The sequence below is a fragment of the Streptococcus sp. CL6.22 genome (assembly GCF_049738055.1).
Classification (GTDB): Bacteria; Bacillota; Bacilli; order Lactobacillales; family Streptococcaceae; genus Streptococcus; species Streptococcus mitis_DJ.
On record NZ_JBKOTV010000005.1, the window covers coordinates 67599 to 82552 of the forward strand.

Here is a 14954-nt window from a genome sequence, read left to right on the forward strand (position 1 = left end):
AAGACATTTCGGAGGTGAAAGATGCTAGAAGTAAGAAGTCTAGAGAAAAGTTTTGGACCCAAGCAAGTTTTGTTTGGTATTGACTTTCAAGCGCGACCAGGTCGTATTTTGGGATTAGTCGGGAAAAACGGTGCTGGGAAAACAACGATTTTCCACAGTATTTTGAAGTTTTTAGAATATCAAGGAGAAATTAGTCTGGATGGTCAGGATATTCGTCAGGAGACCTACGCTCGGATTGGCTATCTACCTGAAGAACGCAGTCTCATGCCTAAATTGACAGTCCTTGAACAAGTTCGTTATTTGGCGACTCTAAAGGGCATGGATGCTAAGGAAATCAAGGAAAAACTCCCTCAATGGATGAAGAGGTTGGAAGTGAAAGGGAAGCTGACAGATAAAATCAAGAGTCTGTCAAAAGGAAATCAACAGAAGATTCAGCTCATCATTACTCTGATTCATGAACCAGACTTGATTATCTTGGATGAGCCTTTCAGTGGATTGGACCCAGTCAATACAGAATTGCTCAAGCAAGTCATTTTTCAAGAAAAAGAACGTGGGGCAACCATTATCTTTTCTGATCATGTCATGACCAATGTCGAGGAACTTTGTGATGATATTTTGATGATTCGAGATGGTCGTGTGGTCTTGCATGGACCAGTTCAGGATGTCCGCAACCAATACGGGAAAACGCGTCTCTTTGTTTCAAGTGAACGAAGCAAGGAAGAATTGGAAAAACTTCCTCATGTCAAACAGGTGAGCTTGACCAAGCAAGGCAGTTGGAAATTGATCTTAGAGGATGAGAGTGCTGGAAGGGAACTTTTCCCAATCTTGACTCAAGGGCAATATATCGCAACCTTTGACCAGCAAGCGCCAACAATCGATGAAATCTTTAAACTAGAATCAGGGGTGGAAGTATGAGAAATATGTGGGTTGTAATCAAGGAAACCTATCTTCGACATGTCAAATCGTGGAGTTTCTTCTTTATGGTGATTTCGCCGTTCCTCTTTTTAGCCTTATCTGTAGGAATTGGCTATCTCCAAGGATCTTCTATGGCTCAGAGTGGCAAGATAGCAGTAGTCAGCACTGTTCCAGCTGTGACAGACAGTCTTAAATCTACCAATGGTCTCAATTTTGATTATCAGGATGAAGCAAGTGCTCAAGCTGCTATCAAGGATGAAAAATTAAAAGGCTATCTGACCATTGACCAAGAGGATAGTGTCTTGAAGGCAGTTTATCACGGTGAAACTTCCCTTGAGATTGCTATTAAGCTAGGAGTAACGAGCAAGTTAAATGAGCTTCAAGATCAACTCAATCGTTCGGCAGCCAATTTGTCACAAGAACAGGAAAAACGCTTGGAACAAACAGTTAACTTTACGGAGAAAATTGATGAATCCAAGGAAAATAAAAAAATGATTCAAACCTTTGCGGCCGCAGGGCTTGGTTTATTTCTTTATATGATTTTGATTACCTATGCTAGTGTCACTGCTCAGGAAGTGGCTAGCGAGAAAGGAACCAAAATTATGGAGGTGGTCTTCTCTAGTATCCGAGCTAGTCATTATTTCTACGCTCGCATGCTAGCTCTGCTTCTTGTGATTTTGACCCATATTGGCATTTACGTCGTGGGTGGACTTGCTGCCATTCTTCTCTTTAAAGACCTACCAATCTTGGCACAATCTGGTATTTTAAACCATATAGGAGAGGCTTTCTCGCTCAACACCTTATTGTTTGTCTTGGTTAGCCTCTTTATGTACGTTGTTTTAGCAGCCTTCCTAGGTTCTATGGTTTCTCGTCCTGAGGACTCAGGAAAAGCCTTGTCGCCTTTGATGATTTTGATTATAGGTGGTTTTTTTGGAGTGACAGCTCTAGGTGCAGCTGGTGACAATCTCATCTTAAAGATTGGTTCATATATTCCCTTTATTTCGACTTTCTTCATGCCATTTAGAACCATTAATGGCTATGCAAATGGGTTAGAAGCTTGGATTTCGCTTGCTATTACGATTGCTTTTGCAGTAACGGCAACAGTCTTTATCGGACGTATGTATGCTAGCCTCGTTCTGCAAACAGATGATTTAGGTCCTTGGAAAACCTTTAAACGTGCCTTATCTTATAAATAGAAGAGCCTCGCGAAAGCGAGGTTTTTTAGAGATAAAAAGAGTGGAATTCAGAAAAATATTTTTCATATCTATTGACTTTTAGGGGTGAAATTTGGTATTATAGTAGGCGGTATTGTTTACCCCATTTGAAAGGCCCCGGAACCTTCCAAATACTTTTCGATGGGAAGGAACACCCATCACCGTAAACAAAAATCGAACTATATATAGGAGAAATCATGAACAAAACAACATTTATGGCTAAACCAGGCCAAGTTGAACGTAAATGGTACGTAGTTGACGCAACTGATGTACCACTTGGACGTCTTTCTGCAGTAGTTGCTAGCGTACTTCGCGGAAAAAACAAACCAACATTTACACCACACACTGATACAGGTGACTTTGTGATTGTTATCAATGCTGAAAAAGTTAAATTGACTGGTAAAAAAGCAACTGATAAAATCTACTACACTCACTCAAACCACCCAGGTGGATTGAAACAAATCTCTGCAGGTGAACTTCGTTCTAAAAATGCAGTACGTTTGATCGAGAAATCAGTTAAAGGTATGCTTCCACACAATACTCTTGGACGCGCTCAAGGTATGAAGTTGAAAGTATTTGTTGGAGCTGAGCACACTCACGCTGCACAACAACCAGAAGTTCTTGATATTTCAGGACTTATCTAAGGAAAGGAACAATAAAGTATGTCACAAGCACAATATGCAGGTACTGGACGTCGTAAAAACGCTGTTGCACGCGTTCGCCTTGTTCCAGGAACTGGTAAAATCACTGTTAACAAAAAAGATGTTGAAGAGTACATCCCACACGCTGACCTTCGTCTTGTAATCAACCAACCATTCGCAGTTACTTCAACTGCAGGTTCATACGACGTTTTCGTTAACGTTGTAGGTGGTGGATACGCTGGTCAATCAGGAGCTATCCGTCACGGTATCGCTCGTGCCCTTCTTCAAGTAGACCCAGACTTCCGCGATTCATTGAAACGCGCAGGACTTCTTACACGTGACTCACGTAAAGTTGAACGTAAGAAACCAGGTCTTAAGAAAGCTCGTAAAGCATCACAATTTAGTAAACGTTAATTCGAAAGAATTACTATACTTACAAAGAGCACCTTTCGGGGTGTTCTTTTTGTACTTTCTTACTAAATTGGTGCAACTGACACAGTTGTTGCGACTTTAGTCGCTTACAAATGTGGCTGCAACCAGACGAAGTCAGTGCCTCAAAATGTTAATCAATACGATACTATCAACGTTTCAAATCACTCGAAAGTTTACATTATTGTTTCTTTTTATATTCTTAAGAAATCAAAAGAAACATAAGTTGTCAGCTCTTTATTATAAAAACATTAATTAGCATTCTAGTATTATCGTCAGTCTAAAATCAGTATTTTGAGTTGTACGAAATCAGTTTTTGAATTTTGTCTAGTCTTACTTCATTTTCCCCTGAAGTTAAGTTTTTACTCAGAATCATTAGTTAAAAAGGAAAAAGAACGAGTTTTATATTTGGATTTGAAGTTTATAAAATTTTTAAAAGCTACATAGAAACATGGTATAATGTAACTAAAGGAGGTAGCATATGTCCTTAGATATAGATAAAGAAAAGATGACAATCATGGGAGTAGCTTTTGAAAAACGATCCGTTTTTAAGAGTGTTTGGTATGCTTTAAGTACAAATATGATTGAAGGATGGCGACCTACGGTTATTGATGTTGAAACACTGCGAGATGAAGCTCTTGCTCTGGGGATAACTCTTTAATAACATCTCGATTTGTTAAAAGATATTTTGTCCACTACCTTTTTTCAATTGAGTATTATTTGTCATAGATAGAACATTGCATTCAGAATAACGAAAAACGCATCAAAAATGGTGCGTTCTGTTTTTATGCTACAATAAAAGGAGGGAAACAAAGTGAAAATTTTTAAGGGAGAGTTTTATCGCATCTCTGTATTAACAGACAAGCTAGTAAGGTTAGAATACTCTAAAACTGGCAGTTTTGAGGATAGAATTACACAACTCATCTATAATAGAGATTTTGGCCAAATTTCGTTAGATTATATCGAGACATCAAACGTACTAGATATTATGACGGACTATTTTCATTTGCACTTTAATAAAGGAGAATTTAACGCTGAAAATTTATTTATAGAATTAAAAGGAAATTTTGCCGTATATGGTAGTCGCTGGTATTTTGGTGAATCTATTGAAACGTTAAAAGGAACAGCTCGGACTCTGGATGAGGCAGATGGAGCAATCCCATTAGAAGATGGAATTATTAGTCGAAGTGGTATTGCCTTATTGGATGATTCTCAAGGATTTATTTGGGATGAACAGTCTGGTTATATTGAGAGAGAAAATCAAATTGACCTGTATTTCTTTGCCTATGGGCATGATTATAGGGGAGCAATCAGAGACTTTTACCATTTGACTGGATCAACACCTTTGTTACCAAGATATGCTTTAGGTAATTGGTGGAGTAGGTATTGGCCTTATACGTCGGATGAATATTTGAATTTAATAGACAGATTTAAAACAGAGAAAATTCCATTATCTATCGGTGTTTTAGATATGGATTGGCATATAACTGACATTCCATCTCGTTTTGGAAGTGGCTGGACAGGATATAGCTGGAATAAAAACTTAATACCTAATCCAGAACAGTTATTGCAAGAACTTCATGATAGGAAGTTAAAACTTTCCTTAAATGTCCATCCTGCTGATGGTATACGGGCTTATGAAGAAGCTTACCCGCGAGTCGCCAAACGATTAGGGTTAAATGTAGAATTAGAAGAACCTGCCATTTTTGATTTTTTTAATCCCTCTTTTAGGGAAGCCTACTTTAAAGATGTTCATTATGAGCTAGAAAAGCAGGGAGTAGATTTTTGGTGGATTGACTGGCAACAAGGGACACAAGGTATGTTGGATCCACTATGGCTTTTAAACCATTATCACTATCAGGATAGTTGTAAAAATTCGGAAGGTGGCTTGATTTTATCAAGGTATGCAGGTCCTGGAAGTCACCGCTATCCTGTTGGTTTTTCAGGTGACACCATTATTAGTTGGAATTCGTTAAGATTTCAACCTTATTTTACAGCGACAGCATCTAATATCGGTTATAGTTGGTGGAGTCATGATATCGGTGGACACATGTTGGGGGATTATGACGAAGAGTTACAAACTAGATGGCTACAGTTTGGTGTTTTTAGTCCGATTACTCGATTACATAGTTCTAGAAGTCCCTTTAATAGTAAAGAACCTTGGTTTTTTTCAGAAACAACATCTAAGATTATGAAGAAATACCTTCGTTTGAGACATCAGATGATTCCATATCTATACACTATGAATGTAAAGACACATGAAGAAGGTGCCCCATTAATTAGTCCAATGTATTATTTCTACCCAGAGAATGATGAGAGCTATAATGTTCCAAATCAATACTTTTTTGGAACAGAACTGATGGTGGCTCCCATTGTAGAAAAGATGGATTTGGCATTCCAATCTGCAAAAGTAGATGTATGGTTCCCTGAAGGTGAATGGTATGACTTCTTTTCAGAGAAAAAATATACAGGTGGTGTGAAGTTAAGTGTTTATAGGGATATTTCGGCTATACCTGTGTTTGCAAAAAGTGGTGCAATCATTCCCTTGGTTGCTTCTGAGATAGATATGGGTGTTGATTTACCTGAAGTTATAGATTGGTATGTATTCCCAGGCAAACAACATTCTTTTGAAATGATTGAAGATCAAAATGGTCAAAGATATAAAACAAGATTATCGATTGATTGGGAAAAGGGAATGGTAGAGTTAGCATTACAAGGAGATTCTAGTATCGTTCCAAGTAATAGAAGACATAGAATCCATTTTAAAGGAACGAATGTGTCTATAATTGAATTGCCAAATAAGAATGATACAGCTAGATTTGAATGCAAAGAAAATAAAATGCCATCTCTAAATGATGAAGTTTTTAGACTACTAAAGACGGCTTCTCTTCCATATGAATTAAAAGATAGATTGTTAAATCAATTCATCAATGCGAAAAACTCTCATGAGTTAATGAATATCTTGCATCATCAGGATAAGGAATTGAGAGGGCGTTTGTTGGAAATGATATTTACTAGCGAAAAATAATTGAGACATTTCGTACACAATTTTTATTATTTAATGTGTAGTAGTTTTACATCTCTATGATTATTGGCTTGTATTTTAGTAATTACAAGTTTGGCATAGGGATGTTTTTTGTTTACTGAAGAGGAAAGGATAAGTATGTTTCAAGGTTTGAAACATTTTTAAACTAAACAAGAGCAAATTTTTAAAGGAGATTTTTCAACGTAACTTCCACTTGCCTGACCGAAGTGGAAGTTAGTCTAAAACGGATTTTTATGGTGGAATTAAGTATGAGAAGTTAGATTTTTCAGAAAATTTTCTAAAAAAACATAATTTGTTTGACATTCGTTTGAAAATTCTGTAAAATGAGTTATTATGTTTTAAAGGAGAATATATATGGAAAACCAGAAAACATTTTTTGGACATCCTATTGGCTTGTCCACCCTCTTCTTTACGGAGATGTGGGAACGCTTTTCTTACTATGGGATGCGAGCAATCCTGCTTTACTATATGTACTATAGTGTGCAAGATGGTGGATTGGGGATGGAGAAGACCACAGCTGCATCGGTTATGGCTATTTATGGCTCGCTGGTATTTTTGTCCTCGGTTATTGGTGGTTTTGTCAGTGACCGTATTTTAGGAAGCCGTAAGACTGTCTTTTACGGTGGGATTCTGATTATGCTAGGACATATTGCTTTGGCAACACCTTTTGGACAAGTGGCTCTCTATCTTTCTATTGCTTTGATTATCTTTGGTACTGGATTTTTAAAACCCAATATCTCAGATATGGTTGGAGGAATTTATGAGAAAGAGGATGATAGACGAGATGCAGGTTTTAGTATCTTTGTCTTTGGGATTAACTTAGGTGCATTCGTTGCCCCTTATCTAGTGGGTTATCTAGGTCAGGAAGTCAATTTCCATCTGGGCTTCTCATTAGCTGCCATTGGGATGTTCTTTGGTCTGGTGAAGTATGTTTTGGATGGGAAGAAATACCTACCTGAATCAAGCCTTTACCCTACTGACCCACTTTCACAGACGGAGCAGCAGATCTTGATTAAACGTTTGCTGCTTACACTTGTCGTAGTTATTCTCGTGGTTATAGGTTTAGTCTTTACTCACCAGTTTAATGTGGATATGATTGTTAATATCTTTACAGTGATTGCTGTAATTATTCCAATCTACTATTTCTTCAAGATTTTATCTAGTCAGAAAATAACTGCTACTGAGAGATCTCGAGTATTTGCCTACATTCCTCTATTTATAGCTGGGGTACTCTTCTGGTCTATTGAGGAGCAGGGGTCTGTTGTTCTCGCTCTATTTGCGGATGAGCAAACTCGACTTTACATTAATGTATTTGGGAATCAGATTCATTTTCCATCTAGCTTTTTCCAAAGTATCAATCCACTTTTCATTATGATTTATGTGCCGATTTTTGCGTGGTTGTGGGGGAAAATGGGTAAAAAGCAACCATCCTCTGCTAAGAAATTTGCTTACGGTTTATTTGCTGCAGGTTTATCCTTCTTGTGGATGATGTTACCAGGGATGCTCTTTGGGACAGATGTTAAGGTCAGTCCTCTCTGGTTGATTATGAGTTGGGCTATTGTGATTGTAGGGGAAATGCTGATTTCGCCGATTGGTCTATCAGTCACTACTAAGTTAGCACCAAAATCCTTCCAAGCACAAATGATGTCTATCTGGTTCTTGAGTAATGCAGCTGCCCAAGCTATCAATGCTCAAATTGTAAAATTTTATACAAGCGAAACTGAAGTAGCTTACTATGGAATTGTTGGAGGAATTACGATTGTATTCGGTATTATCTTACTTTTCTACGTTCCACGTATTGAAAAACTAATGTCTGGTATCAAATAGAGAAAAACTGGAATTTCTGTAGGAATTTTAAAAGTTAGATCAATTATTTATTCAAAGGATTTAGTTCTGTATTGTGTAGGGCTAGGTCCTTTTAGTTTGATTAATACTCTTCGAAAATCTCTTCAAACCGCGTCAACGTCGCCTTGCCGTACTCAAGTACAGCCTGCGCCTAGTTTCCTAGTTTGCTCTTTGATTTTCATTGAGTATAAAACTCACGATGTTTCTGCTTTTCCTAGTGGACATTTGTCTACTTTTTTTATATAATAAAACTAAACCAAATTGGTTGAGTTTTAAAAGTGACTCAACTAAAGATTAGCTTTTCTAAGGAAAATCATTTAAGATAAGGTTCTATACTAGGAGGTGAAGTATGTATCAGCCAGAGAAATTGAAGGCTCGGAGGAAAGAGTTAAAACTGACACAGAAGGAAATTGCAGAGCAACTTGGGATTAGTTTCCAAGCTTACTCAGCTTGGGAACGTGGAATCAAAGAACCGTCTAAGGAGAAGGTAGCCCAGCTAGAGAATATTTTAAAAGTACCAAAAGGATATTTTACTCAGATCGAGATTGTCCGTCTCTACCATAGCCTCTCTAAGCAAGGTCAGGAGAAGGTTGTTCTCTATGCTCGCAACCTATCTCAAGAGGAGCAAGCCCAGAAAGTGACAGCTATGCCAGAGCGCCTCTACGAGTACCGTGTTTATGAACGCATGTCAGCAGGGATTGGGGCTTCGGTCTACGATGATCAGAATTTTGATACGGTTTACTTTAATGAGGAGTTGGCTCATGATTTTGCGTCATGGGTGTCTGGGGACTCCATGGAACCTAAATACCAAAATGGTTCAGTAGCTCTGATTAGAGAGACAGGATTTGACTATGATGGAGCGGTTTATGCAGTGGTTTGCAACAACCAGACCTATATCAAACGGGTCTATCGAGAGGAGAATGGATTGCGTCTGGTCTCTATCAATCCTACATACCAGGATATTTTCATCTCCTATGAGGAAGATCCTCGGATTGTTGGCATTATCGTTGGGAATTTTGTGCCGATGGAGGGCTAGTCAATGGGCTACTTTGATTATTCCAGAGAGCCCAAAAGTGACATTGCTTTTGTCGATATGAAATCCTTTTATGCCAGTGTTGAGTGCGTGAAACGGGGCTTACATCCGCTGAAAACCTCGCTTTGTGTCATGAGTCGCGCGGATAATTCCACTGGTCTTATCCTAGCCTCCTCTCCCCTGTTTAAGAAGATTTTTGGCAAGTCAAATGTTGGTCGGGCCTATGATTTGCCTTTTGATATCAAAACGCGAAAATTTTCCTATTACAATGCTCGAAAGCAAGGGCTACCGACTGACTCGGACTATGTTCGCTACATCGAAGATTGGGCTCAAGTGACCTTGATTGTCCCTCCTCGAATGGACGAGTACATCGCAGTCAATATGGAAATCCAGCGAATCTTTCAAAACTATGGCAGTCCAGATGATATTTATCCCTACTCTATCGATGAGGGCTTTATTGACCTGACTAGTTCACTTAATTATTTCATTTCAGACAAGAGTCTCTCTCGCAAAGACAAGCTGGATATGCTTTCTGCTCGTATTCAGAGGGATATTTGGAGGCAGACAGGGATCTACTCTACAGTGGGCATGTCAAATGCCAATCCTTTACTGGCCAAGTTGGCTCTGGATAATGAGGCCAAGCACACTCCGACCATGAGGGCCAACTGGTCTTACCAGGATGTGGAAGAGAAGGTCTGGTCCATTCCCAAGATGACGGATTTTTGGGGGATTGGCAGGCGAATGGAGAAACGCTTGCATGCTCTGGGGATTTTTTCCATCAAGGAATTGGCAACCAGCAATCCCGACCAGCTAAAGAAAGCTCTAGGTCAGGCTGGTCTGCGTTTGTGGTTTCATGCTAACGGGATTGATGAGAGCAATGTTCATAAGCCCTATAAAGCCAAATCTAAGGGCTTGGGGAATTCTCAAATCTTGCCTAGAGACTACGTGAAGCTACGGGATATTGAAATTATTCTCCGGGAAATGGCGGAGCAGGTAGCTATTAGGCTGAGAAGGGCGGGCAAGAAAACAACCCTTGTTTCTATCTATCTTGGTTTCTCTAAACAGGAAGTCAGGCCGTCTATACACACACAAATGAAGGTCGAACCAACCAACAATACAGCTGTTTTAACGGGCTATGTTTTGAAACTATTTCATAATAAATACACTTCTGGGGCGGTCAGAAGTGTCGGGGTCAACTATTCAGGATTTGTGGATGAGTCCTTTAGCTTGATTTCCCTCTTTGATGATGTTGACAAGTTAGAAAAAGAAGAAAGGCTCCAGATGGCTATTGACTCCATTCGGGAAGAATTTGGTTTTACTTCTCTCTTAAAAGCCAACGCACTGGAAGAAGCCTCTCGTAGTCTTGCTAGAAGCAAGCTGATTGGGGGCCATTCTGCTGGAGGATTAGATGGATTAAAATGATTGATCGTTCTTATTTACCCTTTCAATCCGCGCGAGATTATCAAGATCCAGGTATGCAGAAGTGGATGGGATTTTACCTCTCAGAACACACCAGTTCGCTCAGTGAAGAAAAAAGCCGTGTTGATTTTTCGACGGATTTGACTCCAGATGAGAAGTTGCACTTGCTTTCTCAGCTTTATGTTGGCCAACTTAAGGGAAGTTTTGTGGTAAAGGAAAAGAAGCAGAAAATCACCATCATCGGTGTGGTGAGAGAGTTATCACCTCAGACTCTATCTATTAGGACAAACGAGGGATATAGGTTGATAGAGGTTGCAGATATCCTAGAAATTCGGCTGTGGGAGGAGGGAGTTTATGACTAGAAAAGAGCTGTATGAAAACAAACTGCAGATGGATTATTTTTCAGATAACTATATTCATTTTGAAGAGGATTTTCAAAAATACTCTGCCATGAACGTACCCTTGACTTTCTTGATTGATGACATTCTACGAACCATGGCGATGAATCAGAAAAACTACTTTGTCTTAAACAAGGAAAATGCCAAGGATGGGCGGGAGCATAGCTTTTATTTTAGGGTGGTAACGGAAAAAGCGTGTCCTAGAAATAGGACCTATACATATTCAGGAGTCAAGAATAGCAGTCAGTAGTGCCTTGTCTGCTATGAATGTATCATTTTTACAACACTTCATGGTTCATATCATGGGGTGTTTTCCTATTCAAGTCAAAGCCCATCAAAAAATCCCACTATTCTTAGGCTAAAGGAGAACTAATAATAGTGAGATTGTGAAATTATAGTAGGTTTTGTATCGCCTCTTCAATTTGTTTTGGGTCTGTTTTTGAAGAGAAGCGTTCAAAGACCTGACCATCACGACCGATAAGAAACTTAGCGAAATTCCATTCGACTCGTTTTCCCAGTGGGCCAGATTTTTGTTCTTTCAACCAAACATAGAGAGGATCTGCTTCCTTACCGTTGACCTTTATCTTGGCAAAACGTGGGAAGGTGGTCTGATAATGTAGGCTACAGAAGGTGTTGATTTCCTCTGCGCTGCCTGGTGCTTGTCCCATAAACTGATTGCAAGGGAAGTCTAAAATCTCAAAACCTTGTTCTTGATAGCAATCATAGAGTTCTTGAAGTCCTTGGTACTGGGGCGTTAAACCACATCCAGTAGCAGTGTTGACAACCAAGAGAACCTTACCACGATAGGTCTCTAGTGGAGTTTCTTGATTGTCTTGGTTCAAGACTGAAAAATCGTATAGTGAAGTCATTGCTTGCTTTTCTCCTTCTGTTTGGTATTTTTAGGAGTTTTCTCCTCCTGTAGTGATAGAAATCCGTAGGTCAGGGTTCCAAAAATGCTTCCGATAATCAGGCTATACATCAGGAAAGGAATACTTTTATCGAATTGCATGAGCAACTTTCCAAAATCTGAAAGGGACATCTGTTGAACGAAGACTTTATGAAAGATGAGTAAGGTAAAGAAGCCAATCTGAATACCGATAAACACAATCCAGCTTCGGAATTTGATTTGAGCTTTGCTGTAGGTTTTGAGAATGATTTCTGATTTGTCATCCTTTTCAAGATGAAGCTCTTGGACGGCTTTTTGAGCTTTTATACTCATGAACAAAATGAGTCCAAAATAGATGTAGGGCATAACATTTCGAACAATTTCTATAAAGCTTCCGAACAAAATATAGAATAGGAAGAGAATGAAGGAAGAGTAAAAGATTTGGATCATGGAACGGGCGCAAGCCTTGTAGATAACCTCTTGACGGCATTCATCAAAAGGCCCTTGGATATGAAAGAAATTTCGAAGTAAGCGAGTTGTTAAGTCTTCTTTTTTCATGGGTGATTTCTCCTAAATGAACGATGTTATTTTGTTTCTTTTACGAATTGATAGAGATAATAAAGATAAGTAATAGAAGAAAGGATGGCGATAGTTAGCAGTATATAATATTTCCAATTGCTTGAAATGAGCGTCAGCTGTGGTAAGGATAGAAAGGATAGAATCATAAAGAATAGTGCTAAGTTGAGTATGCGCGTTTTTTGGGAGTCAATCTTTAGATAAGTCAATCCTTTGTTGAGTGCTGGAACAAAGACTGGAAGGAAGACTATATCGTAGATTGGCAAGTTCCCTGAAACGATGATGAAGATGAGCAGTGAAGCAAACAAAAGATGATAGGTAAGTAAAGTTACTAGTGATTTCATAGGGCACCTCCTAATCATTATCCTGCTCTTTCTTAGTTTTTGCAATGCGACGGGAGATGAGGAACTGTATGCTTGCCCCGAAGAAAATAGAACCGAGAATGCTTGATACACCATTTCTTATAGTGAGAAGAGACTGAAAATAGTCCTGACCTTCACCTATGAGTATATCGAGAAGAGGAGTTATAAAAAATATCCATAGACCAAAGAACAAACCTGCTTTCAGACCTGGGTAGCGAAGTTGCTTGCTTTCTTTCTCATTCAGCATATCTGGTTCAATAGTTGTAATCCCTGTTTTTTTCATTTGGTAGGTGACATAGCCAGCAGAGATAAGGGCAATCACTAAAATCAGAGGAGGATAGACTAGAGCCACTAGCTGAGGATATTTATAGGCCAGAAGGAGTGGAATAAGATTTCCGAAAATCATCAGATAAAATAGGAAGATAAAGACTTGGTTACCTATACGGTCTGCCTCGCGTCGTTTGTATTCGTCAAGTGGATCAGAAATACCGTATGTGCGCTTGATCAGTTTTTCAGTGAAGGTTTCTTTTTTCATGAGTTGACTCCTTTTTTAAAAATTATCCTCCCAAAAGAGACTGTTGAGGTCAGTTTGGAGGCTGCGGGCGAGATTGAGACAGAGTTCCAGAGTTGGGTTGTACTTGTCGTTCTCAATCATATTGATGGTTTGTCTCGAGACACCGATATCCTTGGCTAGCTCTAGCTGGGAAATGCCCAGTTCCTTGCGAAATTCTTTCACACGATTCATCTGGACTCCTTTCTGCTTTGTGTCGTATATATTTGACTACATTATATTCTTCTATGGAATGAATGTCAAGCATATTTGACATATTTCTTAAAGAAATCTTACTTTTTTTGACCTATTTGTCTGACTAGTGCAAGCTAGTCAGATTTGTGGTAAAATAGATAAGATATGACAAAAGAATTTCATCATGTAACGGTCTTACTCCACGAAACGATTGATATGCTCGACGTAAAGCCTGACGGTATCTACGTTGATGCGACCTTGGGTGGAGCGGGCCATAGCGAATATTTATTAAGTAAATTAAGTAAAAAAGGCCATCTCTATGCCTTTGACCAGGACCAGAATGCCATTAACAATGCGCAAAAACGTTTGGCACCCTATATCGAAAAAGGGATGGTAACCTTTATCAAGGATAACTTCCGTCATTTACAGGCACGTTTGCGCGAAGCTGGTGTTCAGGAAATTGATGGAATTTGTTATGACTTGGGAGTGTCTAGTCCTCAATTGGACCAGCGTGAGCGTGGTTTTTCTTATAAAAAGGATGCGCCACTAGACATGCGCATGAATCAGGATGCTAGTCTGACAGCTTATGAAGTGGTGAACCACTATGACTATCATGACTTGGTTCGAATTTTCTTCAAATATGGCGAGGACAAATTTTCTAAACAGATTGCGCGTAAGATTGAACAAGCACGTGAAGTCAAGCCAATCGAGACAACGACTGAGTTGGCAGAAATTATCAAGTCGGCTAAACCTGCCAAGGAGCTCAAGAAGAAGGGCCATCCTGCCAAGCAGATTTTCCAGGCTATTCGAATTGAAGTCAATGATGAACTGGGAGCGACAGATGAATCCATTCAGCAGGCTATGGAGATGTTGGCTCTAGATGGTAGAATTTCAGTGATTACCTTTCATTCCTTGGAAGACCGCTTGACCAAGCAATTGTTCAAGGAAGCTTCAACGGTTGAAGTTCCAAAAGGCTTGCCTTTCATCCCAGATGATCTCAAGCCCAAGATGGAATTGGTGTCCCGTAAGCCAATCTTGCCAAGTGCAGAAGAATTAGAAGCCAATAACCGCTCGCACTCAGCTAAGTTGCGCGTGGCCAGAAAAATTCACAAGTAAGAGGAAAAAATGGTAGATAAGAAAGAAACAACCAGTCAATTCTTGCAGAATCGTATAAAAAAATTCTCACGTGTGGAGAAGGCTTTTTATCTTTCCATCGCTTTTACGGCTCTCGTTTTAGCAGTGAGCATTATCTTTATGCAGACACGGCTCTTGCAAGTGCAAAGTGATTTGACAAAAATCAATGCGCAGATAGGGGAAAAGAAGACAGAGCTCGATGATGCTAAGCAGGAAGTGAATGAATTGATTCGTTCAGAGCGTTTGAAAGAGATTGCAGATAAAAAAGATTTGAAATTGAATAATGAAAATATCCGAACAGCGGAGTAAGA

At 39.3% G+C, this 14954-nt stretch carries 18 protein-coding genes; 13 read left to right on the forward strand and 5 right to left on the reverse strand.

The window, feature by feature from the left end:
- Nucleotides 1–21 precede the first annotated feature (21 nt).
- From ACLNCW_RS03525 to ACLNCW_RS03575, 11 genes are all read left to right on the forward strand, one after another.
- Entirely contained in the window at nt 22–915 is an 894-nt protein-coding gene (locus ACLNCW_RS03525; RefSeq protein WP_000895279.1) for an ABC transporter ATP-binding protein, read from the forward strand.
- Nucleotides 912–2111 (forward strand): ABC transporter permease, encoded by a 1200-nt coding sequence (locus ACLNCW_RS03530; RefSeq protein ID WP_424845373.1) that lies wholly within the window; start codon nt 912–914, stop codon nt 2109–2111. Before ACLNCW_RS03525 ends, ACLNCW_RS03530 begins: the two co-directional genes overlap by 4 nt.
- A 215-nt stretch (nt 2112–2326) precedes the next feature.
- Complete coding sequence (gene rplM / locus ACLNCW_RS03535) at nt 2327–2773, forward strand: 50S ribosomal protein L13 (protein WP_001044624.1); 447 nt, start codon at nt 2327–2329, stop codon at nt 2771–2773.
- Between the two features lie 18 nt (nt 2774–2791).
- Nucleotides 2792–3184 (forward strand): 30S ribosomal protein S9, encoded by a 393-nt coding sequence (gene rpsI / locus ACLNCW_RS03540; RefSeq protein ID WP_000075964.1) that lies wholly within the window; start codon nt 2792–2794, stop codon nt 3182–3184.
- Nucleotides 3185–3680: 496 nt separating this feature from the next.
- Nucleotides 3681–3860: a hypothetical protein gene (locus ACLNCW_RS03545; RefSeq protein ID WP_101781671.1), complete on the forward strand. Its 180-nt coding sequence runs from the start codon at nt 3681–3683 to the stop codon at nt 3858–3860.
- 153 nt (nt 3861–4013) lie between these two features.
- On the forward strand, nt 4014–6227 hold the full coding sequence (locus ACLNCW_RS03550) for a TIM-barrel domain-containing protein (RefSeq protein ID WP_424845374.1): 2214 nt from the start codon (nt 4014–4016) through the stop codon (nt 6225–6227).
- A gap of 435 nt (nt 6228–6662) precedes the next feature.
- The gene (locus ACLNCW_RS03555) at nt 6663–8072 is read left to right on the forward strand and encodes a peptide MFS transporter (RefSeq protein WP_424845388.1); all 1410 of its coding nucleotides are present in this window, start codon (nt 6663–6665) and stop codon (nt 8070–8072) included.
- A 367-nt stretch (nt 8073–8439) separates the two neighbouring features.
- Complete coding sequence (locus ACLNCW_RS03560; RefSeq protein WP_261053364.1) at nt 8440–9126, forward strand: XRE family transcriptional regulator; 687 nt, start codon at nt 8440–8442, stop codon at nt 9124–9126.
- Nucleotides 9127–9129: 3 nt separating this feature from the next.
- Nucleotides 9130–10545 carry a Y-family DNA polymerase gene (locus ACLNCW_RS03565; RefSeq protein ID WP_261188467.1) on the forward strand — a complete coding sequence of 472 codons (1416 nt, stop codon included), beginning with the start codon at nt 9130–9132 and terminating at the stop codon, nt 10543–10545.
- Nucleotides 10542–10904, forward strand: a complete 363-nt coding sequence (locus ACLNCW_RS03570; RefSeq protein WP_000567217.1) for a hypothetical protein — start codon at nt 10542–10544, stop codon at nt 10902–10904. Before ACLNCW_RS03565 ends, ACLNCW_RS03570 begins: the two co-directional genes overlap by 4 nt.
- Nucleotides 10897–11190 carry a DUF5960 family protein gene (locus tag ACLNCW_RS03575; RefSeq protein ID WP_000196991.1) on the forward strand — a complete coding sequence of 98 codons (294 nt, stop codon included), beginning with the start codon at nt 10897–10899 and terminating at the stop codon, nt 11188–11190. The genes ACLNCW_RS03570 and ACLNCW_RS03575 overlap by 8 nt, the downstream gene beginning before the upstream one ends.
- A 142-nt stretch (nt 11191–11332) precedes the next feature.
- On the opposite strand, the gene ACLNCW_RS03580 is transcribed toward ACLNCW_RS03575, so the two are convergent.
- From ACLNCW_RS03580 to ACLNCW_RS03600, 5 genes are read right to left on the reverse strand one after another with little or no spacing between them, the layout of a single operon-like run.
- Nucleotides 11333–11809: a glutathione peroxidase gene (locus ACLNCW_RS03580; RefSeq protein ID WP_261057146.1), complete on the reverse strand. Its 477-nt coding sequence runs from the start codon at nt 11807–11809 to the stop codon at nt 11333–11335.
- Entirely contained in the window at nt 11806–12384 is a 579-nt protein-coding gene (locus tag ACLNCW_RS03585; RefSeq protein WP_000711238.1) for a DUF3278 domain-containing protein, read from the reverse strand. The genes ACLNCW_RS03580 and ACLNCW_RS03585 overlap by 4 nt, the downstream gene beginning before the upstream one ends.
- A 26-nt stretch (nt 12385–12410) precedes the next feature.
- Nucleotides 12411–12746 carry a hypothetical protein gene (locus ACLNCW_RS03590; RefSeq protein WP_000839380.1) on the reverse strand — a complete coding sequence of 112 codons (336 nt, stop codon included), beginning with the start codon at nt 12744–12746 and terminating at the stop codon, nt 12411–12413.
- Between the two features lie 10 nt (nt 12747–12756).
- A complete protein-coding gene (locus ACLNCW_RS03595) occupies nt 12757–13299 on the reverse strand; it encodes a DUF3278 domain-containing protein (protein ID WP_000712350.1) in 543 nt (180 codons plus the stop codon).
- Nucleotides 13300–13314: 15 nt separating this feature from the next.
- Complete coding sequence (locus ACLNCW_RS03600; RefSeq protein ID WP_001082471.1) at nt 13315–13509, reverse strand: helix-turn-helix transcriptional regulator; 195 nt, start codon at nt 13507–13509, stop codon at nt 13315–13317.
- 165 nt (nt 13510–13674) lie between these two features.
- Between ACLNCW_RS03600 and rsmH the strand changes: the two genes are divergently transcribed.
- Both rsmH and ftsL read left to right on the forward strand, forming a co-directional pair.
- Nucleotides 13675–14625: a 16S rRNA (cytosine(1402)-N(4))-methyltransferase RsmH gene (gene rsmH / locus ACLNCW_RS03605; RefSeq protein ID WP_424845375.1), complete on the forward strand. Its 951-nt coding sequence runs from the start codon at nt 13675–13677 to the stop codon at nt 14623–14625.
- Between the two features lie 9 nt (nt 14626–14634).
- Nucleotides 14635–14952 carry a cell division protein FtsL gene (gene ftsL, locus ACLNCW_RS03610; RefSeq protein WP_424845376.1) on the forward strand — a complete coding sequence of 106 codons (318 nt, stop codon included), beginning with the start codon at nt 14635–14637 and terminating at the stop codon, nt 14950–14952.
- Nucleotides 14953–14954 lie beyond the last annotated feature (2 nt).

What these genes read in the sequence shown, in the direction of transcription:
- ACLNCW_RS03525 (WP_000895279.1), top strand. Translation starts at nt 22, where the DNA reads ATGCTAGAAGTAAGAAGTCTAGAGAAAAGTTTTGGACCCAAGCAAGTT.
- ACLNCW_RS03530 (WP_424845373.1), top strand. Translation starts at nt 912, where the DNA reads ATGAGAAATATGTGGGTTGTAATCAAGGAAACCTATCTTCGACATGTC.
- rplM (WP_001044624.1), top strand. Translation starts at nt 2,327, where the DNA reads ATGAACAAAACAACATTTATGGCTAAACCAGGCCAAGTTGAACGTAAA.
- rpsI (WP_000075964.1), top strand. Translation starts at nt 2,792, where the DNA reads ATGTCACAAGCACAATATGCAGGTACTGGACGTCGTAAAAACGCTGTT.
- ACLNCW_RS03545 (WP_101781671.1), top strand. Translation starts at nt 3,681, where the DNA reads ATGTCCTTAGATATAGATAAAGAAAAGATGACAATCATGGGAGTAGCT.
- ACLNCW_RS03555 (WP_424845388.1), top strand. Translation starts at nt 6,663, where the DNA reads ATGTGGGAACGCTTTTCTTACTATGGGATGCGAGCAATCCTGCTTTAC.
- ACLNCW_RS03560 (WP_261053364.1), top strand. Translation starts at nt 8,440, where the DNA reads ATGTATCAGCCAGAGAAATTGAAGGCTCGGAGGAAAGAGTTAAAACTG.
- ACLNCW_RS03565 (WP_261188467.1), top strand. Translation starts at nt 9,130, where the DNA reads ATGGGCTACTTTGATTATTCCAGAGAGCCCAAAAGTGACATTGCTTTT.
- ACLNCW_RS03570 (WP_000567217.1), top strand. Translation starts at nt 10,542, where the DNA reads ATGATTGATCGTTCTTATTTACCCTTTCAATCCGCGCGAGATTATCAA.
- ACLNCW_RS03575 (WP_000196991.1), top strand. Translation starts at nt 10,897, where the DNA reads ATGACTAGAAAAGAGCTGTATGAAAACAAACTGCAGATGGATTATTTT.
- ACLNCW_RS03580 (WP_261057146.1), bottom strand. Translation starts at nt 11,809, where the DNA reads ATGACTTCACTATACGATTTTTCAGTCTTGAACCAAGACAATCAAGAA.
- ACLNCW_RS03585 (WP_000711238.1), bottom strand. Translation starts at nt 12,384, where the DNA reads ATGAAAAAAGAAGACTTAACAACTCGCTTACTTCGAAATTTCTTTCAT.
- ACLNCW_RS03590 (WP_000839380.1), bottom strand. Translation starts at nt 12,746, where the DNA reads ATGAAATCACTAGTAACTTTACTTACCTATCATCTTTTGTTTGCTTCA.
- ACLNCW_RS03595 (WP_000712350.1), bottom strand. Translation starts at nt 13,299, where the DNA reads ATGAAAAAAGAAACCTTCACTGAAAAACTGATCAAGCGCACATACGGT.
- ACLNCW_RS03600 (WP_001082471.1), bottom strand. Translation starts at nt 13,509, where the DNA reads ATGAATCGTGTGAAAGAATTTCGCAAGGAACTGGGCATTTCCCAGCTA.
- rsmH (WP_424845375.1), top strand. Translation starts at nt 13,675, where the DNA reads ATGACAAAAGAATTTCATCATGTAACGGTCTTACTCCACGAAACGATT.
- ftsL (WP_424845376.1), top strand. Translation starts at nt 14,635, where the DNA reads ATGGTAGATAAGAAAGAAACAACCAGTCAATTCTTGCAGAATCGTATA.